Genomic DNA, 25,549 nt, shown 5'->3' with positions numbered 1-25,549 from the left:
ATATATTACTATATTAAGTCTACTTATATTTAAGTATTCTCTGAAAAGCTTGAAAATTTTGAAATTTGTTGGTAGAGTCCGGGCTAAAGTATAGTATTTAAGGCATTGTGGAAGGTTGCCCTGCCACAATGAGAACATTAACAGCACCTACGAGAGCGACGTAGGCGCACCCAAAGGAAATGCTGATTGGTAGCGTCTACTCGCTATATCAAAATAAAATAATGAAAATTAATTGCAAGAGTCTTGAAAAGGGTGACAGTCTTCTTATAGGATGGGTAGGTTCATAATTGATAGCAAGCTCAACCGGAAGTGGGTAGCTTGTTTCGGGTTATGTGGGGGAGCCAGCGAGGACGTTGCCAACCCATCCATCAAGGAGATTGATAAGGCATGAGTTTTTCAAATATTTCGGCGACGCACAGACAACAACAAGAAGAAGCACTCAAAAAAGTTCTGGCGATCAGTCTGTTAGGCTCAGCCTTACTGCACGGTGTCGCCCTACCGTTGAGCCTCAAGTTGGTTAAACCTGCTGAATTTGCAGAGGATCCCATTGAAGTTGTTGTGCTTGATGAGCCCAAAGTAGAAGAAACCCAGCCAGAGCCAGTTATTCCAGAAAAGGTATCTCCCCCACCTGAGACCTTCAAACCAGAACCGCCACCAGAGCCAACTCCCGCAGAGGAGCCACCCGTAGCAGCAACGCCACCACCGATTCCAGAGGAGCCACCCGTAGCGGTAACGCCACCGCCGATTCCAGAGGAGCCACCCGCAGCGGTAACGCCACCGCCGATTCCAGAGGAGCCACCCGCAGCGGTAACGCCACCACCAGAGATTAAGAAAGAGCCACCCGTAGCGGAAACTCCGCCACCAACTCCAGTGGAGCCTTCCCCTCTACCTAAACAAAATTTAAATTCCCCAGAAACTCCTAAAACGCCGATCGCCAACGAACCCGAAACCCCCTCCCCCGCTCCTCCAAAAAGCGAACCACCCGTTCCTGACTCCCGCCCCAAGGGCGCTGGGAATCCCCGAGACTTTACACAAGATGCTGGAAATCCTAACTCCTCAGACAGCCCTGAAAAAAATAACCCGCTCTCGTCGCCATCTGCTTCGGCGGGTAGCGGAGAGCCTTCCTCAGAGCCATTAAATCCTTCTTCCGGACCCATACAGCGATCGCCCGGGGCTGGGTCGCCAGTCACAGCTACTAGGCCAGGAGGCGGTGGCAATTCTGGAAATGCGATCGGAGGTTTAGGAAACCTTGCCTCTGGAGGCCCGGTCGGTGGAGGCCCGGTCGGTGGAAGCCCTGGAGGAAGTGCGTCGAACTCACTATCTGGCGCCAGCGCAAATGGGGACCTACCTTCCTCAGAGCCATTTGGCGATGGTTCCGGGCGATTGGGAAGATCGGCGACGGCTGGCTTACCAGGCACTGGAGGCGGAGGCCCGGTCGACGGAGGCTCGGTCGGCGGAGGTCCTGGAGGCGGAGGTTCTGGAGGCGGAGGTCCTGGAGGCGGAGGTCGTGGAGGCGGAGGCTCTGGAAGCGGTTCGGGGCCAGTGCAAAAACCGACAAATCCAGGAAGAGGGGGGCCTTCGCGCCCTCCCGGCGCGCCTCTGACCACTTGCATTAGTGGCTGCGGTAAACCTAACTATCCGATCGCAGCCAGAGAAGAAGGGCGCGAAGGCCGAGTGGATCTCATTTGTGACGTTGACCCCAACGGTAAGACATTCAACATCAAGATCTTGAGTCCTAGCAAATACAACGACTTGAATAAGGCAGCGATGAAAACAGTAGAAGAAAGGAAATATGCCCCATCAGAGAGTGGCTTTCAAGGAGAAAAAATATCCATTATCTTCGATCTCACTGACTAGGGATTATTTTGAAACTCTAGCAATTTGGCTGGGAATTCTATAGCACAGTCCAAGGAATAGCAAAGTTAAAAGTTGAATTTTTTGTGAATTATGAGTTTGGGAATGTCGTCAGCAATATTAAGTAAACTTCCGCGAGTTGGACTTGCTATCTTACTTGGTTCAAACTTGGGAATGGCTTTATTGTTTGCCAACCCTGACAGCGCAATGGCAGGAGTAATTACTTTACCCGATGGCGGACGTTGCGAGGGAGAATTGAGTGAAGGAAAACTCAGCGGTCCCGGCACCTGTCAATATGCCAACGGCGATCGCTACGAAGGCCAATTTCTCAACGGCAAACCTCACGGTCAAGGCATCTATACCTTTAAAGAAGAAGGTCGATACCAAGGAGAATTTGCCGATGGTGAATTCAACGGTCAAGGTGTCCGCGAATTTGCTAACGGCAACCGCTACGAAGGAACTTTCAAAAACGGTGAGTTCGACGGTACAGGAACTTTTACCTCAACTAACGGCATTCGTTACGAAGGCTCTTTTACTAATAGTTCTCCCAGCGGTCGAGGGGTTTTTACGTTCAGTAATGGCACTCGTTGCGAAGGAGATATTAAAGAAGGAAAAGTTAACGGCAAAGGCGTCTGTCAATATGCTAATAAGAACCGCTACGAAGGAGAGTTGCTGAATAATCTGCCTCACGGGCAGGGAATTTATACCTTTGCTGAAGGAGGCCGTTATGAGGGGCAATTTAGTGAAGGGCAGTTTCACGGTAAAGGGGTTCGCGAATATCAGAACGGCAACCGCTATGAAGGAGAGTTTGTGAAGGGCAACCTTCAAGGTCAGGGGTTATTTACTTTTAAAGAAGGGGGACGTTATCAAGGGCTCTTTGACAATGGAGAATTTAGTGGTGAAGGTGTCCGTGAGTTCGCCAATGGAAATAGCTATAAAGGCACTTTTGTCAAGGGTAAGATGAGCGGGAAAGGAGTTTTCATTTTTGCCAATGGCGATCGCTGCGAAGGCGAATTCAGCGATGGTCAGTTCAACGGCAAAGGTACCTGCATTTACGCCAATGGCGATCGCTATCAAGGTGAATTCCTCAACGGGCAAAAACACGGTCAAGGTTCTTATCTATATGCAGATGGAACGAAAGTTGAGGGAACTTGGCAACAGGGGCAGCTTAAAAAATAATCCTATAACCTATCTCGCCCTACTTGCTTACCCCCCTCCTCACCAATGACATTATGCGCTTTACAGCCGACACATCGGCGTTTTATAGCGCTTTTCAATTTGGTGAGCGTAGGTGAGGCTTTTCAATACCAGATCTGATTTACATAGGGTCTTTTTTCTGATTTTCTGGATTTCTCAAAGAGGTGTTATTTTTTTAACTGCAGATGGACGTAGATAGGTTAGCTTTTTGGGCATCGGATTTGGTATAGTTTTCTATCTCTCCATAAAATGGCTTTAAATCCTCGGCGTTTTGTTCGTGCAGCTTATTTAAAATGCCGTTATGTCTCATCAGTTTAACCCTAGCCAATTAAATTCCAGTGTTTCTAAAACTAAAAAAACAAACCCGACGGATTGTCTCGTTATTAATGAGTTTTATTTTAGTTTTGCTCCTCAATAATGGGACTCGCTCCGCGCCTGAAATCGGCAATCAAATTCTTTGGGATACCTATGGAATTCCACACATTTACGGAGAGAATAGTAAAAGCCTTTTCTACGCTTTTGGGTGGGCGCAGATGCAAAGTCACGGTAATCTGATTTTGCGTCTTTACGGGCAAGCTCGCGGGCAAGCTGCCGAGTTTTGGGGCGAAGATTATCTGGAATCCGATCGCTGGGTGAAAACTATGGGAATTCCTAATCGCGCCAATGCGTGGTATGAATCACAAAGTCCCATTTTTCGCAACTATCTCGATGCTTTTGTTGGCGGAATGAATGCCTATGCAAAAGAACACCCAGAGGCGCTCACCGAAGAATTAAAGATAGCATTGCCGCTCAAACCTGCAGATGTATTGGCACACGAGCAACGTGTAATCAATTTTACTTTTATAGTCGAGCCAGATAGCGTTGAAAATCTCGCTGAAAATGACACCCCTAAAGGCTCTAATGGTTGGGCGATCGCTCCTTCCCATTCTCAAAGCGGCAATGCTATGCTATTGGCAAATCCTCACCTTCCTTGGTCGGATTTATATTTATGGTACGAAGCGCAACTGATTGCCCCAGAAATTAACGCTTACGGAGCGACTCTCGTCGGATTTCCTGTATTAACGATCGCCTTTAATGACAACTTGGGATGGACTCATACTGTCAACACTCACGATGGCTGGGATGCCTACGAATTGTCCCTCGTTAACGATGGCTATCGCTTCAATGGCAAAATCCGAAGTTTTGACAGGGAAGAGAAGGTTTTAAAAGTCAAAGAAAAGAATGGGAATTTGCGCTCGGAATCTCTAGTAGTGCGACGTTCTGTTCACGGGCCGATTCTCACAGAAAAACAGGGCAAAGCGATCGCCCTGCGCGTTGTCGGACTGGATAAACCAGCAGCCCTCCAGCAGTGGTGGGATATGGCCCTCTCAAAGAATTTTTCTGAATTTGAAACCGCTTTAAAGCGCTTAGAAATTCCCATGTTTACCGTCATGTATGCCGATCGTCAGGGGCATATCATGCACTTGTTTAACGGTCAAGTTCCCATACGCAAAAATGGAGATTTTAAATACTGGTCAGGCACAATCGCAGGCAATACTTCAGAGACTTTGTGGAGCAAAAATCATCCCTATGCGGATTTGCCGCGCGTTGTCGATCCGCCCAGCGGTTGGTTGCAAAATACCAACGATCCGCCTTGGACGACGACGTTTCCCAGCCCGATCGCACCGGATAATTATCCCGCCTACATGGCACCGCGCGGCCCGATGGATTTGCGATCGCAGCGATCGGCAAAAATGCTCTTAGAAGATGAAAAAATCTCTTTCGATGAATTGATGCAATACAAACATTCCACTCAGTTAGAACTCGCCGATCGCCTCCTGGATGATTTAATTCCCGCCGCACGGCAAGGCAGTGAAAAAGCGCGCCGCGCTGCGGAAGTTCTCGCCACTTGGGATCGCAAAGTCGATGCTGACAGTCGCGGTGCGGTGCTGTTTGCCTTGTGGAAACAAGCGATGGATGCCGATCGGTTATTCGCTAAACCTTGGAGCGAAGATGCGCCGCTAACGACGCCAGACGGGTTGGCAAATCCTGCGGAGGCGGTGCGGGTGCTGGAAGCGACAGCAACCAAAGTTGAGGTAACTTATGGCGCGTTAAATGTGGCATGGGGGGAAGTCTTCCGATTGCCTGGGGAGGCGAATCTGCCTGCAAATGGAGCTGACGGTGATTTGGGTGTATTTCGCTCAGTATGGTTCGCTCCTGGGAAAGACAATCGCTTTCAAGCGGTTGCAGGCGATTCTTTTGTCGCTGCGATTGAGTTCTCGAATCCTGTGAAAGCGATGGCGCTAAACAGTTACGGCAACGCCACTCAACCTGGTTCCCCCCACGCAGGCGATCAGTTGCAGCTATTTGCTCGCAAGGAATTGCGCCCTGTATGGCGATCGCGATCGGAAATTGAAGCTCACCTGAGTTCGCGCCAGAAACTATAGCAGAAGGAAGAAGGAAGAGGGAAGAAGGAAGAGGGAAGAGGGAAGAGGGAAGAGGGAAGAAGTTAAAAGACCTCTTTCCGTTTCCGCTTTAGCCATCGCGCAGCAGTCGGGAAGCATACCCACCGACTGCTACGAGCAATAAGCCTAGCGCGGAGATAGCGTATAACAAAGCCATGCCAGCACCGGCACCTGTCCCGATAATTGGGCCAAAAATAGCTGCTAAAAAACCGGACGGTTGCATGGCGGGTTCAAAGACGCGATCGGCAAGTGGCCCTGCGATCAATAAACCGATCGCTGACGCTAATTGCACGATAACTGCTCTGGTAGCAAAAACGCGCCCCTGTACCTCTGGTGGGACTTTCGCCAACCAGATCGCCTCGTTGGAACTGCCGAGGATGGGGAAATTGAAAGACGAACAAAATTGAGCGGGAATCCAGATGGAAAGCGCCTGACCGAAAGCAAAGACTATTTTACTCAAGCCCGCGCCTGCCATGCCGAGCAGGAAGCCCTGGATTCGGCGTTTGGGCCCGCCCCAAATACTGACGATCGATGCTCCTAAAACGCCGCCTGCGCCGGCGGCTGAAAGGATAGTACCTAGGATTCTGGCATTATTCCCGGTGCGTGCCAGAATCATCGGTGAGTAGAGGGCCGCGCCGATGTCGTGAGCAAACCAGAATAGCGAAACCGATACCAGCAAGGCAAGCAGGCTGGGACGCTCCACGATGTAGCGGAATCCGAAGCTGAGTTCTTGCAATAGGTGAAAGCGAGTCGGCTGGGGATTGGAGGCGATATTGCTCCGCAACGCTGGCGCGATCGCGGGCTGGGGTATTTTGACAGATACTAGCGTGGCGATCGCTATTGTAAAAGTTGCCAGGTCGATCGTAAAAATCCCGCTCAACCCGATCGCAGAATAGAGAATCCCCGCCAGTGTCGGAGCAATAATACTCGCACCGTAACTTGCCAAAAAACTTAAACTGCTAGCGCGGCTGTAATGCTTTTCTGGCATCATTGTGGCGATGGCTGCCGAGTAAGCTAACTGCTGAATTTGGTCAAAAATTCCGTTAATCGCAGCCGCTACATATATATGCCATATTTGCAGGTTTTGGCTGATATAAAGTAAGAGGATAGTGAGCGTTAACAAAGCTGAAACTGCATCACCGATTCCCATCAAAAATTTTCGATTCCAGCGATCGACGAGAATGCCAGCAACCGGAGCGAGAAAGATGCGCGGCAATTGAGTAAAAAACATCAACAAAGCCAAAGCTGTGGCTTGACTGGTGGACTCCCAAATCCAAATAGTCAGCGCAAACGCGGACATAGCGCTGCCAATCATCGAAGCCGTTTGTCCCAGCCATAGTTGAAGAAATTTTTGCATTAAATAGGCGATCGATAGGATTTAAAATTCAGAGAATCGGAGTTTTTAGGCAGGAGAATGACCGAAATCATCCAGGATATAAGCCCCCGGATTCATTCTGAAAGCAGACTCAGGACCCAGAAATAAAAAACGTGTATCCGAGAAACTTGCCCCCCGAATTTATCCGTGGGGTCAATGCTTCAATCTAAAATCTAAAATCGATTGACACCCGCATCAAACCGCTCGCAGCTCTCATTAAAACCAAGGCCATTGCTGGCTAAGGGGAGATAATTCTTCATATTGCTGTCTCGCCTCCTTGCGGTAAAATTTCGCCAAATGCCGCTGCCGCGACATCATTACACCCGTAACAAACAGTACAATTGCTGCTAATCCTGCGATCGCGTGTGCCAGCCGCAAGTAAATTCCGCCATAGCTGCCAATATGTAGCGGATAAAGCGAGTTGAGAATTCGATTTGCTACAGAAGCTGAATTTACACTGTCAGCCTGCAATATTTCGCCACTGTATTGGTCGAGATAAATGGTGCTAATCCCGTTTGGGTGCGGGTCATCGAGAAATTTTTTCCGTACCTTAAAAGTTTCTTCAGGTGTCAAAGGCAGAGAAATAAAAGTGGTTTTAGCTTCTGTCCAAACGGTATTAGCTTGCTGTAATATTTCGTCAAGGTTTTGCCTCGAACTGCTAGATTGGGGATGAGAAGTCAATGCTGGCTGCGGCTTTTCATTTGTTAGCCAATACAAAGCCGCTTCAACCGGCGTGTAAAAAATTATCGCTGTCCCTGTAGCAGAGATTAGTATGAGGAAAGCGACCGATACAATGCCAGAAACGTTATGTAAATCAAATACAGTCCGCTGCCAGTGCGCTTGCCAATTAATAGAAAATCCGCGAGCCAAATTGCGCCAACCACTCCACAATACCAAACCCGTAAAAGTTAGTCCTAGCATTACTAGACCGCAAGTACCGACAACAAGATGACCGAATTCTCCTCCCGCTAATTCCGCGTGCAACGTCAAAATAAAACCTGTAAAAGTTTGTTTCCCAAGCCGCGTACCCGTAATTTTTCCACTGTAAGGATTGACAAAAACGCTAACTATTTCCTCACTCTTTGACAGCATCCAAACTTGGCAAACTTCCTTCACTGAGCGCGGCAGCAAGATACTAAGAGCTTGATTTTGCGGATAAGCTTTTTCGACAATTTGCAGGACATTTTCCAGCGGTATCTGTTCGGATTGAGGAATGACTTGCAGGAGTTGGGGATTGAAGAGTCGCTCGATTTCGGGGCTGAAAACCAGCAAGCAGCCGGTTAAAGCTATTACTGCTAGAAATATTCCTACCACCAACCCCAAATACAAGTGCAGTTTGAATGCGAGTTTACGGAAATTCATCTCGAAATTTTCCTCGAAACCGTTAACTTTTCTCATTAAGGTAAAACCGATAGTCCGACCGGGTTTCAACCCCTGGCGAACTGGCGGACTAGCGAGTGGCCGCGAGGAGTGGCAGACTAACAGCTTAAATTGACACCAATGGGTTCTTGGAGTGTCCCTACGAGGGATATTGAATCTACCTCATAAAACTGCAATCTGCTGTAATTACCAGTTAAGGCGGTAATTAACACTGAGAGTCAAACCTCTGCCTGCATAATTAGAGCTGTCCGCGCCAAATCCAGCTAAGTATTGCGACAGCACGGGAAAATATTGATTATTCAATAAATTCTCCACTTTGACTTGTAGCAGCCCTTTTCCCAGTTGAATTGTGCTGATGTAATCCACTGTGAGATAGCTGCTAATTGGACCGCCATCTGAGCCGTCTTTAAAGGCTCGATCGCGATTTCCAGAATATAAAAACTGTAACCGATTGTTCCATCCCTGCAAAGTTTCGTTTTGGAGATAAGCTGTTAGCTTGAGCGGTGGAATTCGGCTGCTATCAAGCGCGATGTAACGGCCATTTTCGTCATATTCGCCTTGAATGTAAGTAGCCGTCCCGCCGAGTGACCATGCTCGTGCAGGTTGCCAATCCACAGTCCCTTCTAAGCCGTAAATGCGTTCTGGGGCGCGGATTAGTTCCAGGCGACCCGTGTTGCCAACCGGTTGAAAATTAACTCCTAGATCTGAGGTATTGTAAAAAGCGGCAAGCGACATTTGTACGGATTGCCACCCTCCTCGAATGCCAATTTCGTAGTTGTTGACTTTTTGCGGTTGAGTTACTTCTAACGAAGATTCTATTCCGACAAAATTGTCCGGAGGTTCGCGGAGGATACGGCCGAAATCTGGAACTGAGAAACCTTGAGAAAAGTTGCCAAATACGTTGAAGTTGTCATTGAGTTTATAGACAGCCCCTGTATTAAATAGGGTGGCGTTAAATTTGCGATCGCCTCCTTGGATCTGGCGATCGTTAAAAGTGGTATAATCATTGACTTCTAACCCGATACGTTCGTGACGTATCCCGCCACTTAGAATGACGATATCGTCAATATTCCATTCCAATTGACCGAAAAGGCCAAGGCTGTTGTAAGTGTAAGGAGGAACGAAAGGACGCTCGGAGATTTTCCGGTAAACCCGGCCGCCACTTGCGTCAAATCTCTCCGTGTCGTACAAGTCGAAACGCTGTCTGCTATCTTCAGTAACATAGTCAGAACCCCAAGTTAATCGAAGATTTTCGGCGCGGGATAAAGGAGTGGTAATCGCCAATCTACCTCCTATCTGTTCGTTCTCGGCTCGCGAACGAGTAACGCCGAGAAATGGACCAAAGAACTCGGACGTGCGGTAATCTGAAGGAACACCTGAATTGGAATTTGTTCGATAGTAGATTTGACTTTGAAGGCTGCTGCCAAAAAGGTTTTGGTTGGTGTAACTTAGGTTGACCTGTGTACTTTTATTTCCCGGTGTTTCCCCGTCAATATCCAAATTTCCGGTTCGGATGGCGCGGGCTTTTTGCCGTCCTTCCTGGTCGTCAACCCTAAAGTCTGGAATCACATTGGGATCTTGGGTTTCCCGATAGTGATTGACAGTTAGTTGCAGCCGCTGTTCGCTGTCCAAATCTACCCCGACTTTGCCCATCACGTTGAAGAGCGTGCTGCTATCTCCGCCGAGTTCAAAAAAGGGAATACGATCGCCTTTGGCATCGTAAAAAGCTCCACTTCTAGAGAGCGAGACAGTGCCCGTCAGATCGAAATTGCCCGTTCGGCCAGAAATCGTCTGCTGAGCGTTAAAGCCTAAAGCATCTCTTGTGTTTGTTAAAGCGCTACTGACGCCCACTTCAGTAACAGCAGTTAGCCTTTCCTCAGTTGGCCGGCGAGTAATTATATTAATCACGCCACCTGTAGCCTGAGCGCCGTAGATTGCGGTAGACCCCCGCACTACTTCAATGCGTTCGATCGCGCTGGGATCGATGTTTCTAAATTCTCTGCCAAAAGATTGAAGATTGGTCGTTTGTGGCACACCGTCAATCAGAACGGAAACGTCGCGACCCCGCAAAGTTTGTCCATAAGTTGCAGTAGTTTGAGTCGGGGCCGCAAAACCGGGAACCTGATTCGCCAGAGCTTCCCCGACATTTCTCGATGCCCCTGTCTGCTGCTGAATTTCTTCTGAGTCTACCACCGTTATAGAGCGCGGCACGTTTGTCACTCTTTCTGAGGTTCGTGTTGCAGTGACGACGATTTCAATCGGGGATCTCCCCGCCGGTGGCGTCCCAGGTGGCTGCGCTGTCGGCGGCAAGGGTTCTCCGGGCGTCCCTGGTGGCTGCGCTGTCGGCGGCAAGGGTTCTCCGGGTGTCCCTGGTGGCTGTGTTGTCGGCGGTAAGGGTTCTCCGGGTGTTCCTGGCGGCTGTGCTGTCGGCGGCAAGGGTTCTCCGGGTGTCCCAGGTGGCTGTGCTGTCGGCGGCAAGGGTTCTCCGGGCGTCCCTGGCGGCTGTGCTGTCGGCGGCAATGGTTCTGCGGGTATCTCTACCGGCTGCCCTGTCGGTGGCAAAGGTTCTGCGGGTGTCCCCGGCCGCTGTGTTGTAGGAGCCGGTGCAGGCGGGCGAGCAGTCATCTCCGAGGTGGGTTTTAAGCTGAGAATCAGACCCGCAGCGTTAGGGATCACCTGTGCCACTGGTTGACCCCTCTCGCCAACGACTTTGATTCGGATGCTGTTGTTATCTAAAGGAGTAACGGTGACAGAAGCAATTCCCGCAGCCGGCTTGTCTTGACGAAACTCATTTCCCCCCGGTAGTCGCAGTTGAGCGGTGATGACATCAGCTTGTAAAGTTTCGCCAAAGCTGGCGCTGAAGACTTGCAGGGGTCTTCCATCTTCAGTGTCTAGGATGATTTCAATGCCTTCTGACGTGGGATTGAGGCGAACGCCCGTCACCTGCGCGATGTTGGAAGCGCACGCCGGCCCAGCGACTAACGCCGACACGACTCCTGCCAGCCCAAGGCTGCTTAGTAATTTCTGCGATCTATTCATTACTCTTTAATCAAGAATTAATGGAACTTCGGATATGTGGTTTGCGTTGCTTGCACAACATGATTTGTGGCAGCGTTGCTGCTCTTGTGTGCCTCTTGAAACTGACCTGCGGAAGATCCGGCCCAGTTTTCGGGCCCAGTTCGATCCGATTCTCCCGTCGCTAGTGGCATTGGTCTGGGAATACAGGAGGCGCGTGAGGGCGAAAGCCTGAGTCAGGTGGCGCTCTGGACGATCGACCACGGGTAGCTCTTTCCTCGGTTAAAGGAAGTAGTTCCTGGGCGCTTATTGAGAAAGTAGCTTAATTAGATAACAGAGCACTTGCATCTGTCAAGAGTTAACTAATGAAAACTTATTGCAGTTTAAGATAGGGGGTATCACCCCTCTATCTAGTTAGGGACGACTTGCCTATTATGGTTCCTTGTCAGGGCTAGACAAACGATCGCCTAAAATGCTAGGGCAAAAGTTAGAAAAGATTGTCATATAGGCACGGAGAGTAGTCAATAAATTATCTCAACTACTCTTGACAATAAATATCATCTAGCCTACTATGCTAAAAGTCGATAGTCGTAAAGCCCCTGAAGCTGATATCGAAGCTGGCTCGGACTGAAATCGCCCCGGAGCCATTGCCGAACAGCCCGATCGACAACAAAACATGAAAAGAAGCGCTAATACCCGGATTGAAGACTAAAAGGCGCTGATGGGAGACTCGTAACGCCCGACAACTGTTCACAGAAAGTCTATGTGGAAAGAATTTGGCGGAACTGGTTGGCGTACTGCAAACAAGATTTATTAGGTAAAAAGAATCGATGAGTGACGCAAACATTAACGGAAACCAACTCACCGAAAGTTGTACCAATTTAGTAGAACTCCTACAAAACAGAGCGCTACACCAACCAGAGCAGAAATATACATTTCTGTTAGACGGAAAAACTGAAACCGCCAGTTTGACTTATCGAGAGTTAGACGCGATCGCCCGATCGCACGCCGCGCGACTTCAGACATTGGGAGTCACTGGCGAACGAGCCTTACTGCTTTTCCCGCCTGGATTGGACTATCTCGCCGCCTTTTTTGGATGCTTGTACGCCAAAACGATCGCGGTTCCCCTCTATCCGCCGAAGCTGAAACGGAATTTAGCGAAAATTAGCGCGATCGCCAAAGATGCAGGAGCAAAAGTTGCGATCGCTCCCGCGCGACACTTGAAAAATTTAGAACAGCTATGCCAGCAAGTGCCGGAACTCAAAGCGATGCGCTGGCTGAGTGCAGAGGAGCTTTCCGGTGACGGCGAAAAGTGGCAGCAGCCATCCATCCATCCCGACGAAGTGGCTTATCTTCAGTACACTTCCGGCTCAACCTCCACCCCCAAAGGCGTAATGGTGAGCCACGCCAACGTTTTGTACAACATCGAATACATTCACCGAGGCTTTGCTCACGATTCCGAAAGCGTTGCGGTAACGTGGCTTCCCCCGTTTCACGACATGGGGTTAATTGACGGATTGCTCAAACCTTTGTATCTGGGAATTCCCTCTTACTTCATGCCGCCAGCGGCGTTTATTCAGAACCCGATGTGCTGGTTGGAAGCGATTTCGCGCTACAAAGCTACCCACAGCGGCGGGCCAAATTTTGCTTACGAGTTGTGTGCTAGCAAAATCTCGCGCGACGGTCAAAAAACCATGGATTTGAGCAGTTGGCGCGTGGCCTATAACGGCGCAGAACCCATCCACAAAGAAACCCTAGAGCGATTTACCAAAGCTTTTGAGCCCTGCGGTTTTCATGCGGATGCCTTTTGTCCTGCTTACGGAATGGCAGAAACTACGCTAAAAATTGCCACGGTTCGCAGCGGAACAACACCGACTTTCTTACCTGTTGACGCTGGGGCGCTGGAAAACGATCGCATTGTAGAAGTTGCCGAAGGCGAGGGGGGCGCGAGAACTTTAGTCGGCTGCGGTTTCCCTGAATTTGGCACTAAAGTTGCGATCGTCAATCCCGAATCTCTGACACAATGCCAGCCGCAGGAAGTCGGAGAAATTTGGGTAGCTGGCGAAACTGTGGCGCGAGGCTATTGGAATCGCCCAGAAGAAACAGAAAAAACTTTCCAAGCATATCTTTCAGATACCAGCGAAGGACCCTTTTTGCGAACTGGAGATTTAGGCTTTTTACGCGATCGAGAACTGTTTGTTACAGGGCGACTCAAAGATTTGATTATCATCCGAGGTCGCAATCTTTACCCCCAAGATATAGAAAGAACGGCAGAGCGCAGCCATCCCAGTTTGCGGCCAGGGGCGATCGCGGCATTCTCGGTGGAAGTCGCAGGCGAAGAACAGCTCGTTATCGTGCCAGAATTACAATCTCGCAAAGCGCCGGATCATGCCGAGGAAATTATCAGCGCCATCCGCGAACGCATTGCGATCGAATATGAAGTACAAGTTTATGGAGTAGTGCTGATTAAGCCCGGAAGCATTCCGAAAACGACTAGCGGTAAAATTCAACGTCGCGCCGCCTGTGCTGACTTTCTAGCTGACAATTTGGAAGTTGTCGCCAGTAGCATTTTACAGATATCTGATGTTGTTGAAATAGAGAATCGCCTGACGCGAGAAATGCTGCTGTCAGCCGAGTTAGAAGAACGGCAGGCACAGTTAGAAACCTATTTGCGACAGCAGGTAGCGAGGGTGCTGAAAGTCAGCCTTTCCCAAATCCAATCGGCACAGGCTTTTAGTAATTTGGGTTTCGATTCATTGGCGGTATTTGAATTTAAAAATCAGATCGAAACCGCTCTAAAAATAGCGTTATCAATAGAAGACTTATTCCAGGAACTAAGCCTTGCTCAACGGGCAGCAAAAATTTTAGAAAAATTGGCAGAAGCGCCTAAAACTGCGTCTATCCAGCCAGTTTCTCGCTTGCCAAACATCCCCCTGTCTTTTGCCCAAGAGCGCTTGTGGTTCTTCGACCAATTGGAACCGGGAAACCCCTTCTACAACCTCTGCGGTGCGGTTCGGGTGACGGGGCAACTTAATGCAGAAGCACTCAGGCAAAGTATTGAGAAAATTATCGAGCGACACGAGGTTTTGAGAACTGCGTTTGCTGGTGGGGAAAAAGAACAGATACAAGTTATTTTTGATGCGAAAATTTTTCCATTACCGCTGATAGATTTGAGCCACTGCTCCCCTGAGGAACGCGAGAAAGAAGCGCAAAAAATGTCTGCGGAAGAAGCCGATTTGCCCTTTGATTTAACTCAACCAAATCTGCTTCGTGCCAAGCTTCTGCGTCTATCACCAACAGAACATACCCTGCTTTTATCCGCCCATCATATCATTTTTGATGGTTGGTCTCTGGGCGTATTTTTACGGGAACTAGCGGCATTTTATGAAGTATTTACTAATAAGAATTTAGCCTCGCTTCCACCGCTGCCAATCCAGTATGCAGACTTTGCAACTTGGCAGCGCCAACAAATGCAGGGAGAAATATTAGAAACTCAACTTACTTACTGGAAGCAGCAGTTAAGTGGCCGCGCAGCGGTTCTAAATTTACCAACAGACTTTTCTCGTCCCGCTGTTCAAAGTTACAAGGGAGGTCGGCAATTATTTGAATTGCCAGAGCGCTTAACCGAGGCAATTAGGCAATTGAGTCGCAGGGAAAAAACCACTGTATTTATGACATTGCTGGCCGCATTCAATACACTGCTTTACCGCTACACGGGACAAGAAGATATCCTCGTCGGTTCACCAATTGCCAGCCGCAACAGCAGCGAAACCGAATCATTAATTGGATTTTTTGTCAATACTTTAGTCCTGCGATCTGACTTAACCGGAAATCCCACTTTTCGAGAGTTGCTGAATCGAGTGCGAGAGGTTGCATTAGGCGCTTACGCGCATCAAGATGTACCGTTTGAGAAGTTGGTAGAAGAATTGCAGCCGAACCGAGATTTAAGTCACTCGCCTTTATTTCAGGTGATGTTTGCATTTCAAAATGCCTCCGAATTCGCCTTAGAATTACCGGATTTGAGCCTGAACTGCCAACAGATTCACAGCGGGACAGCAAATTTCGATTTAACATTGGAATTAGAAGCCACAGGAACAGGTATTAGAGGGTGGTTTGAATACAGATTAGACTTATTTGAATCGGCTACGATCGCGCGAATGGCAGGACACTTTCAGAACTTATTAGAAGGCATCGTTGCTAATTCTTCCGCACGACTGTCTGATTTGCCCATGCTTGCAGAAGCCGAACGCCAGCAAATTCTATTTGAGTGGAATAACACTCAAACAAATAACTTTCAAAATGCCTGTATTCATCGCTTATTTGAAGCGCAAGTGGCGAAAACCCCTGATGCGGTTGCGGTGCAATTTGAATGCCAAACTTTGACATACCAAGAATTAAATAGTCGCGCGAATCAACTTGCCTATTATTTGCACTCTTTCGGCGTAAAACCAGATGGGATAGTCGGCGTTTATATGGAGCGATCGCTCGATGCGATCGTCGGAATTTTAGGCATATTAAAAGCAGGCGGCGCTTATTTGCCCCTCGACCCCATCTATGCTAAAGAACGCCTCGCCTTCATGTTAGAAGACGCGGGAGTTAGGGTATTGCTAACGCAAACAGAATTAAAAGCAGAAACGCCAGCCCACAATAATATTTCTGTGATTTGCTTGGATGCAGATTGGCAGACGATCGCTCAACAAAATAAGTCAAATCCTGATAGCGCCGTTGAACCAGAAAACCTCGCTTATATCATCTATACATCCGGGTCTACCGGCAAGCCAAAAGGAGTGATGGTGCAGCATCAATCTTTGGCGAATTATACGCAGGCTGCAAGTGTTGAATATGGCATTAAAGCAGGCGATCGCGTTCTTCAATTTGCTTCTCTCAGCTTCGACGCCAGCGCCGAAGAAATCTATCCCTGTTTAACGCGAGGCGCAACTTTGGTACTGCGCGGAAATTCCATGTTAGACAGCATTTCTTCCTTCCTGCAAAAATGCCGGGAATGGCAAATCACCGTCTTAGATTTACCAACCGCTTACTGGCGCGAATTAACCGCCAGACTCAGCACCGAAAAAACAGAATTTCCCCCATCAGTGCGCTTGACAATTATTGGCGGAGAAACCGCACTTTCAGCATCCCTGAATCAGTGGCAAAAGTGCGTATCAGAAAAAGTGCGGCTCGTCAATACTTACGGCCCCACAGAAACAACCATTGTCGCCACGTGGTGCGACTTTCTCTCTTCTTCTCTCCCCTCTGCGCCCTCTGCGCCCTCTGCGGTTAAAAACTCCCCAAAAACCTTGCCGATTGGTCGTCCAATTCCAAATGCCCGCACCTATGTACTCGATGCTAACTTGCAACCCGTTCCCATCGGAATTCCCGGCGAATTATATATCGGAGGTGCCGGCATTTCCAGAGGATATATCAACCGTTCGGATCTGAATCGAGAAAAATTTATTCCCGATATTTTTAGCAACGTGCAAGGCGCTCGCCTTTACAAAACAGGCGATTTAGTCCGCTATCTTCCCGACGGGAATTTAGAATTTATCGATCGCACAGATCGCCAAGTGAAAATTCGCGGTTTCCGCATAGAGTTAGGAGAAATCGAATCCACACTCAGCCAACATCCAGACGTGCAAGAAGCAGTCATTCTGGCGCATGAGGAAGATTCAGGCAGTAAGCGCTTAGTTGCTTACCTCGTTTTAAACTCAGCAGTCGCGGGCGGGCACGGAGGCACCGCCCCTACGCACTCTGCACTGATTAAAAATCTGCGCTCTTTTCTCCGGGAACAACTGCCAGATTATATGGTTCCTGCCAGTTTCATGTTTTTAGAAGCGATGCCATTAACGCCAAACGGCAAGGTAGATTTTAAGGCACTTCCCGCACCGGAAACCAACAACTCAAACGCCGATTTTATCGCACCTCAAACTTTAGAAGAACAAGTATTAGCGGAGATTTGGGCGGAGGTTCTGGGTTTAAAACAGGTGGGAATCAATGACAATTTCTTCGAGTTGGGAGGTCACTCTTTGCTGGCAACTCAACTGATTGCCAAGGTGCGCGACCGCTTTCACGTCGAGCTATCATTGCGCTGCTTGTTTCAATCCCCTAGTGTCGCCAGTCTGGCAGTTGCGATCGCACAAGCTAAGAGCCAGCAGTCGCCCGAACCCCTGATTTCACTGCCCGCGATCGTCCCCGATCCTCAAAATCGCTACCAACCATTTCCGCTCAACGAAATGCAGCAGGCGTACTGGATCGGGAGAAATAGCTTCTTTGAAATGGGCAATGTTGCCATTCACGGCTATGTAGAAATTGAGAGCGACGAGTTAGATTTAGAGCGGTTTAGCCTCGCGTGGCAGCGAGTTGTAGAGCGTCACGATATGCTGCGGGCGATCGTACTTCCGAACGGACAGCAGCAAATTCTGGAAAACTTACCCGCTTATAAAATTGAGGTTTTGGATTTGCGATCGCTCGCTCCAGAGGTTGCGGGTGAAAAACTCGCAGCAATTCGCGATCGCCTTTCCCACCAAGTGCTGCCGCTCGATCGCTGGCCGCTGTTCGAGATTTGCGCTTCCAAAATTAATAAGCGCCGCATCCGCCTCCACATCAGCATTGACGCCTTGTGCATAGACGGCTGGAGTTTTCAAATTTTGTTTGGCGATTTGGTCAAGTTTTACCGCAATCCCCATACTGCGATCGCGCCCTTGCAACTGTCTTTCCGCGATTGCGTGTTAGCTGCGATCGCCTTAGAAAACTCCCCATTTTACCAGCAATCCTTAGATTACTGGCGCAATCGCCTCAAAACCCTGCCACCAGCGCCGGAATTGCCCCTCGCCAAACAGCCGAATTCCTTAACGCAGCCGCGATTTAAACGCTGGAGCGATCGCTTAGACTTGCAAACCTGGCAGCGCCTCAAAACGTGCACAGCTCGTGCCAGCCTCACTCCTACGGGTTTATTGCTCGCCGCCTATGCGGAGGTTCTGTCTCTGTGGAGCAAAACGCCTCGGTTTACCCTCAACGTGCCGCGCTTTAATCGGTTGCCTTTGCATTCTCAAGTTGAGGAAATTATCGGAGAATTTGCCTCGTTTACTTTGCTAGAAATAGATAACTCCAAGCGAGAGAGTTTTGAAGTACGGGCTAAGCGACTGCAAGAACAGCTTTGGCAAGATTTAGAGCACCAGTACGTCAGCGGCGTGCGCATTTTGCGAGAACTCGCCCAAGCGCAAGGTACAACCGCAGCGCTGATGCCGGTCGTGTTTACGATCGATCCGCAAAACGCGCCAGGGGAAGATTCCTCTATCTTTTCTCTGATTCAAGAATTGGGAGAACTGATTCACATTATCGGTCAAACTCCGCAAGTTTGGATTGACGCGCAATTTACCGAAACCGCTCAGGGGCTGTCTTTTAGCTGGGATGCAGTGGAAGAACTCTTCCCGCCAGGGATGATTGACGAGATGTTTGACGCCTACTGCAGCCTGTTGCAGCGCCTCGCTAACGAAGAGGAAACTTGGCAAGAAACCGTGTCGTTTCAGCCAGCTTTTGCTAACAGCATTGAAGCACCGATTCCTGATGGATTGCTGCACGAATTGTTTGCAGAGAAAGTCGCCTCGCGATCGCACGAACCAGCCGTCATTACGCGCGATCGTACCCTCACTTACGAGGAACTCTATTGGCGATCGAATCAAGTCGCTCACCGATTGCGGAAGCTGGGAACTCGCCCTAACCAGTTGGTTGCCGTCGTCATGGAAAAAGGATGGGAGCAAATAGTCGCTGTCCTGGGAATTCTAGCCTCTGGAGCCGCTTATTTACCTATCGATGCGGCGCTGCCAAAAGAGCGGCTTTGGTATTTGTTGGAAAATGGCGAAGTTGAGATTGTTTTGACGCAATCTCAGTTAAATCAACGCTTGGAATGGCCGGAAAATGTGCGGCGAATTTGTCTTGATACTGAGGAATTAGCAACAGAAAGCGGCGAAGCTTTGGAATCAGTGCAGGAAGCAGAAGATTTAGCGTATGTGATTTACACATCCGGCTCAACTGGCTTGCCGAAAGGCGTGGCGATCGCGCACCGCGGTGCAGTCAATGCGATCGCTCAGACCAACCAAGTGTTTAATGTGGCCGAGTGCGATCGCGCGATCGCAGTCACCGCACTGCACCACGATATGTCGGTTTACGATATCTTCGGCATCCTAGCGGCCGGGGGAGCGATCGTCATTCCCGATGCCGCACAACGGCTAGACCCCGCTCACTGGACTCAATTGATGGTAAAAGAGCGCGTCACCATTTGGAACTCGGTTCCGCCGATGATGGAAATGCTGCTCGATTACGCTGGCGGACGTTCTGAGGTGTTGCCGGAGTGCTTGCGCTGGGCGTTTCTCGGCGGTGACTGGATACCGATAACCCTGCCCCAGAGGTTAAGGGCGATGGTCACAGAATGTCGCGTTGTCAGTGTCGGCGGGCCAACCGAAACTACCCTTTGGAACATCTGGTATCCGGTAGAAACTGTTGACCCTTCTTGGAAGAGCATTCCCTACGGATCGCCGATCGCCAATACACGCTATTACATTTTGAATGAAAGGCTGGAAGACTGTCCCGTCTGGGTTGCCGGCGAGATGTGCTGTGCCGGAGTTGGGCTGACAAAAGGATACTGGCGCAATGAAGAAAAAACTCGCGCCAGTTGCCTCACGCACCCCGTCACGGGCGATCGCTTGTACCGAACGGGAGATTTAGGGCGCTTCCTCCCTGACGGCAACATCGAATTTTTAGGACGAGAAGATTTCCGCCTTAAAATTCGAGGATTCCGCATCGAAGCAGGAGAAATTGAAGCTGCTTTGAACGAGCACCCAGCAGTCAAAGCATCCATTGTCACCGCATTCGGAGAAAATCACAGTCAAAAGCGCTTAGTAGCATATATCGTTCCACAACAAAACGCGGCCCCTGCGGTTGAAGAATTGCGACAATTTCTGAGCGAAAAACTGCCAGATTATATGGTGCCGTCTGCATTTATAGTTCTGGACGCGCTGCCGCTTTCGGCGAACGGCAAAGTTAACCGCAAGGCACTGCCCGAACCGGATGCCGCAATTCCAGAAGCAAAGATTTTTGTCGCACCGCGCACGCCTATTGAGGCAATGTTAGCGAGAATTTGCTGTGAGGTTCTCGGCATCGAACAGTTAAGCATTGCCGAGAACTTTTTTGAACTAGGAGGAAATTCCCTGCTGGCAATTCAATTAGCAGCAAAGATACGAGAATCTTGTCAGATAGAATTGCCTTTGTGCGATATTTTTGCAGGACGCTCGCTCGCCGTACTTGCAGAAAATATTTCTGCAGCCAAAAACAAAAACGCGACAGTTGAAGAACCCGCGATCGCGCCCGTTTCGCGATCGGCGTACCGCATGAAACTGTCATCTTTGCGCTAACCACAAATCAGTGATTAGTCATAGGTTAGCAGCCAATAACTCATAACCAATCCCTAAATATCGGCTGCAATCCCAATTACCAATTATCAGTTACTAATCCAATGACGGTGCATTTTTCCGAAAAACCTCCAACAGATACTCGCGATTCGGCAAATACTGCGGAAGAAGAAGTATTTGCATTTCCCACCTCTTTTGCCCAGCAAAGACTGTGGTTTATTGACCAATTTGAACCGGGAAACCCTTTTTACAACCTTCCGGCGGCTGTGTTACTAAAAGGCAGGCTAAATGTAGTAGTGCTAGAGCTAAGTTTGAAGGAAATTGTGCGCCGTCACGAAGCTTTGCGGACGACATTTGCCACTGTAGACGGTCAACCTGTGCAGGTGGTTGGTCAGAAATTTAATTTCGGGCTGCAAGTTTTAGAGTTGCAAAAATTGGCGAAAACTGAGCGAGAAGAAAAAGTAAAACAACTGGCGGCAGAAGAAGCTAGCAAACCTTTTGATTTAACCAAAGGGCCGCTGTTGCGAGCTAGTTTGCTACAGTTAGATGCTGAGGAATATGTCTTGCTGCTGACGCTACACCACATTATTTTTGATGGCTGGTCAATCGGAGTATTTCTGCAAGAATTAGCAGCACTTTACGAAGCGTTTTCTATTGGCAAACCATCCCCACTTCCCGAACTTTCCATACAGTACGCCGATTTTGCTATTTGGCAGCGGGAATGGCTTGCGGGCGATCGCTTGCAAACTCAACTTAACTACTGGAAAAAACAGCTTAGTGGCGCTCCCCCCTTGCTGGAATTGCCAGCCGATCGCCCCCGTCCCCCGGTGCAAACCTATCGGGGCGCGAAAGAATCATTCCTCATCCCGAAAACGCTAACGGAAGCCCTCAAAAAGCTCAGCCGCCAGGAAAATGTCACCCTGTTTATGACGCTGCTAGCAGCCTTTAAAACGTTGCTCTATCGCTATACAGGACAGGCAGATATCCCCGTTGGCTCTCCCATCGCCAACCGCAACCGAGCGGAAATTCAAGGGCTAATCGGGTTTTTTGTCAATACTTTGGTATTGCGAACTGATTTGTCAGGCGATCGCACTTTTCGGCAGTTGCTCGATCGCATTCGGGAGGTGAGTTTAGAAGCTTACGCTCACCAGGATTTGCCGTTTGAGAAACTGGTTGAAGAGTTGCAACCCGAGCGAAATTTGAGCTACAATCCACTGTTCCAAGTCGCTTTTGTTTTGCAAACTCCACCTGTTGCTGCCGAGTCAATCGCCGGACTAAATCTCACTCTTTTAGATGTTGAGAATCAGACAGCAAAAGTTGACTTAACGCTGTATTTAGAAGAAAAGCAGGAAGAAATTAGCGGTCAGTTTGAATACAGTACGGATTTATTTGATGCGGTCACTATTAGGCGGATGGCGGGGCATTTTCTCACCTTGCTGGAGGGCATAGCTGCCAACCTAGAGCGGCGGATTGAAGAGCTACCGTTGCTGGGGGAAAAAGAGCGGCATCAGTTATTAGTAGAGTGGAATGATACCCGCGCCGATTATTCGAGCGATCGCTGCATTCATCAATTATTTGAAGCGCAGGTCGAGCGAACTCCCGATGCCATTGCAGTCGTATTTGAAGACAAACAACTCACATACCGCGAGCTGAATGAACGAGCCAACCAACTCGCGCATTACCTCCAAAAACTCGGCGTCAAGCCAGAAGTTTTGGTGGGAATTTGTGTCGAGCGATCGCTCGATACAATTGTCGGCATTCTCGGCATTCTCAAAGCCGGGGGCGCTTACGTTCCGCTCGATCCAGCCAACCCGCGCGATCGCCTCGTTTTTATACTCGAAGACGCGCAGGTAAATGTGCTGCTGACTGAGGAAAAGTTGTTGCAAACCCTTCCCAAATGTAGCGCCCAAATCCTTTGCCTCGATGGGGATAAAAGTGCTTTCTCCCAACACAGCAAAGAAAATCCCGCCAGCGGCACCACTGCCGAAAATCTCGCCTATATCATCTACACTTCTGGCTCAACTGGCATCCCCAAAGGCGTTTTAGTTCCTCACTCAAACGTCGTCCGCCTGTTTACTGCTACCCAGTCGCGGTACAACTTCAACGAGCAAGATGTGTGGACGCTGTTTCACTCTTATGCTTTTGACTTCTCAGTGTGGGAAATTTGGGGCGCTTTGCTATACGGCGGGCGACTTGCGATCGTGCCTTATTCAGTCAGCCGATCGCCCCAAGATTTTTACAGCTTGCTATGCCAAGAAAAGGTCACAGTTCTCAACCAAACTCCTTCTGCATTTTACCAGTTGATAAAAACAGAAGAATCTGTCGGAATTGGCGAAGATTTAAGCCTGCGCTTAGTAATTTTTGGCGGGGAAGCTTTAGACTTGCAAAGCTTAAAACCTTGGTTCGATCGGCACGGCGATCGGCACCCTCAACTTGTCAATATGTATGGCATTACAGAAACAACTGTCCACGTCACTTATCAGCCGCTGACTGCCGCTGATTTAAGTAAAAATGCCAGCCTTATTGGCCGTCCAATTCCTGACTTGCAAGTTTACCTGCTCGATCGCAACTCCCAACCCGTTCCGATCGGCATCCCTGGGGAAATTTACGTTGGTGGTGCTGGCATCGCGCGGGGCTATCTCAATCAGCCAGAATTAACGGTCGATCGGTTTATTCCGAACCCTTTTAATGACAGTTTGAAAGCGCGCTTGTACAAATCGGGAGACTTAGCTCGCTATCTGCCAAATGGCGATATTGAATACTTGGGACGAATTGACCACCAAGTAAAAGTGCGCGGTTTCCGCATCGAGTTAGGAGAAATTGAAGCAGCGCTAGGACAGCATCCAGATGTCACCCAGGCTGTGGTTGTAGTGCGAGAAGATGTACCGGGCGATAAGCGCTTGGTAGCTTATATCATTGCTAACTCAGCAGCACAAAATAAGCATTCAATACTGATTCACGAACTCCGCTGCTTTCTGAAACAAAAATTGCCGGAATACATGGTGCCTGCTGCTTTCGTGACGCTGGAGGCGCTGCCTTTAACAAACAACGGCAAAGTCGATCGCAAGGCACTACCTGCACCGGATCGCGATCGGCCAGAACTCGAAGAGGCATTCGCCGCGCCAAGCACGGCTATTGAGAAAATCCTGGCAGAAATTTGGGCGCAAGTATTGGGGTTAGAACAAGTGGGAATTGACGACAATTTCTTTGAATTGGGCGGCGATTCTATCCTCAGCATTCAAGTAATTTCTCAAGCCAATCAAGCGGGGTTGCGCCTCACTCCTAAACAACTGTTTCAACACCAAACCATTGCACAGTTAGCTGCCATCGCCGATACAGTTGGAACCCAACAATCGGAACAGGGATTAATCATTGGCGAAGTTCCTCTGACGCCGATTCAGCACTGGTTTTTCGAGCAAAATCTCTCCGATCCGCACCACTGGAATCAGGCGGTGCTTTTAGAGTTGCAGCAACCTCTCGAACCTGCATTAATTGAGTCAGTTTTGCAGGAATTGCTGAAGCACCACGACGCGCTGCGCCTGCGTTTTGCGCGAGGAGAATCTGGCTGGCAGCAGGAGATCGCCAATCCCGACGAAGTTGCTCCCTTTACCTGCATTGATTTGTCGTCGCTACCTCCAGAGGAGCGAGAAGCCGCTTTCCAAACCGCCGCCACTCAGTTGCAAGCCAGTTTGAATTTGTCAGAGGGGCCATTGCTTCGCGCTGCCCTATTTGACTTGGGCAAACATCACCCAAATCGCTTGTTATTGGCCATTCATCACTTAGCGGTTGATGGGATTTCGTGGCGAATTTTAATTGAGGATTTCCAGACAGCTTATGAGCAGATTAGCCGCGGCGAAACAGTCGCGCTACCACCCAAAACAACCTCATTTAAGCAGTGGGCAGAACGCTTGCATGAGTGGGCGCGATCGCCCGAATTGCAGGGAGAGTTGGATTACTGGTTCGCCCTTTCTCACCAACCAACTTCTCGCTTGCCAATAGATTTCCCCACAGCAGCCAATTTAGTTGCATCTGAAAAAACAGTATCGGTTGCTTTGAGTGTTGAAGAAACAAAACTGCTCTTACAAGAAGTACCTGCCGCTTACCGCACGCAAATTAATGATGTGTTGCTAACTGCTTTAGCTCAAGCATTTGAACGCTGGATTGGCAATAACTCACTTTTACTGGACTTAGAAGGTCACGGGCGCGAAGATCTATTTGAAGGAGTAGATTTGTCGCGCACAATCGGCTGGTTCACAGCAGTATTCCCCGTTTTGTTAAATTTAGAAAAACATTCCGATTTTGGGTCTGCCCTCAAATCAGTGAAAGAGCAGTTACGTGCAGTACCAAATCGCGGTATAGGGTGCGGTGTTCTACGATATTTAAACCCAGAAATTTCTAAAAAAATGCACAAATTGCCGCAAGCTGAGGTAAGCTTTAATTATCTCGGACAGTTTGACCAAGTGCTGCCAAAATCTTCTTTATTAATGCTGTATTCCGAGCCTAGTGGCCCCCTTCGCAGCCCGCGCGGAAATCGGCGTTACCTGCTGGAAATTAACGGATTTATTGCCAGCAGCAAGCTGCAATTAGATTGGACGTACAGCGAAAACATTCACCGACAAGAAAGCATTGAAAATTTGGCAACGAGCTTTATAGAATCGCTGCGAGCGCTAATTCAATACTGTCAGTCCCCCGACGCCGGCGGCTACACTCCTTCTGACTTTGCAGAGTTTAAGTGGAGCCAGTGGGGCCAGGACGATTTAGACAACATTACCGCAATTTTGGGAGAGCTTTAATATGATCAATGGCAATATCGAAGATTTTTATCCCCTCTCCCCAGCGCAGCAGGGCATTCTCTTTCATTCCCTTTACCAGCCAGAATC

8 protein-coding genes are annotated in these 25,549 nt (G+C 49.1%); 5 read left to right on the top strand and 3 right to left on the bottom strand.

Annotated features, from left to right (window positions below; translation table 11 throughout):
• Positions 1 to 387: 387 nt before the first annotated feature.
• The 3 genes from QUA45_RS05950 to QUA45_RS05940 all read left to right on the top strand — a co-directional run bounded on the left by QUA45_RS05950 (position 388) and on the right by QUA45_RS05940 (position 5,477).
• Positions 388 to 1,857 carry an energy transducer TonB gene (locus tag QUA45_RS05950; protein ID WP_333097009.1) on the top strand — a complete coding sequence of 490 codons (1,470 nt, stop codon included), beginning with the start codon at positions 388 to 390 and terminating at the stop codon, positions 1,855 to 1,857.
• 171 nt (positions 1,858 to 2,028) lie between these two features.
• Entirely contained in the window at positions 2,029 to 3,033 is a 1,005-nt protein-coding gene (locus tag QUA45_RS05945) for a hypothetical protein (protein ID WP_333097006.1), read from the top strand.
• 404 nt (positions 3,034 to 3,437) lie between these two features.
• Positions 3,438 to 5,477, top strand: a complete 2,040-nt coding sequence (locus QUA45_RS05940) for an acylase (protein WP_333219932.1) — start codon at positions 3,438 to 3,440, stop codon at positions 5,475 to 5,477.
• Positions 5,478 to 5,565: 88 nt separating this feature from the next.
• Here the strand turns inward: QUA45_RS05940 and QUA45_RS05935 are convergent, their stop codons facing one another.
• From QUA45_RS05935 to QUA45_RS05925, 3 genes are all read right to left on the bottom strand, one after another.
• Entirely contained in the window at positions 5,566 to 6,852 is a 1,287-nt protein-coding gene (locus tag QUA45_RS05935; protein ID WP_333097001.1) for an MFS transporter, read from the bottom strand.
• A 234-nt stretch (positions 6,853 to 7,086) separates the two neighbouring features.
• Positions 7,087 to 8,232: a PepSY-associated TM helix domain-containing protein gene (locus QUA45_RS05930; RefSeq protein WP_333219930.1), complete on the bottom strand. Its 1,146-nt coding sequence runs from the start codon at positions 8,230 to 8,232 to the stop codon at positions 7,087 to 7,089.
• Positions 8,233 to 8,436: 204 nt separating this feature from the next.
• A complete protein-coding gene (locus QUA45_RS05925) occupies positions 8,437 to 11,289 on the bottom strand; it encodes a TonB-dependent receptor domain-containing protein (protein ID WP_333219928.1) in 2,853 nt (950 codons plus the stop codon).
• An 806-nt stretch (positions 11,290 to 12,095) separates the two neighbouring features.
• On the opposite strand from QUA45_RS05925, the gene QUA45_RS05920 reads away from it, so the two are divergent.
• Together QUA45_RS05920 and QUA45_RS05915 are read left to right on the top strand one after the other, a co-directional pair.
• Positions 12,096 to 20,672: an amino acid adenylation domain-containing protein gene (locus tag QUA45_RS05920; RefSeq protein WP_333219926.1), complete on the top strand. Its 8,577-nt coding sequence runs from the start codon at positions 12,096 to 12,098 to the stop codon at positions 20,670 to 20,672.
• A gap of 101 nt (positions 20,673 to 20,773) precedes the next feature.
• Positions 20,774 to 25,462, top strand: a complete 4,689-nt coding sequence (locus QUA45_RS05915) for an amino acid adenylation domain-containing protein (RefSeq protein ID WP_333219924.1) — start codon at positions 20,774 to 20,776, stop codon at positions 25,460 to 25,462.
• The last annotated feature ends 87 nt before the right edge of the window (positions 25,463 to 25,549 follow it).

Origin of the sequence: Microcoleus sp. Pol12A5 (genome assembly GCF_036701435.1) — a bacterium.
In the GTDB taxonomy this organism is placed as follows: domain Bacteria; phylum Cyanobacteriota; class Cyanobacteriia; order Cyanobacteriales; family Microcoleaceae; genus Microcoleus.
Note: the sequence above shows the minus strand (reverse complement) of the source record. Positions and strands in the feature narration are given on the sequence as shown.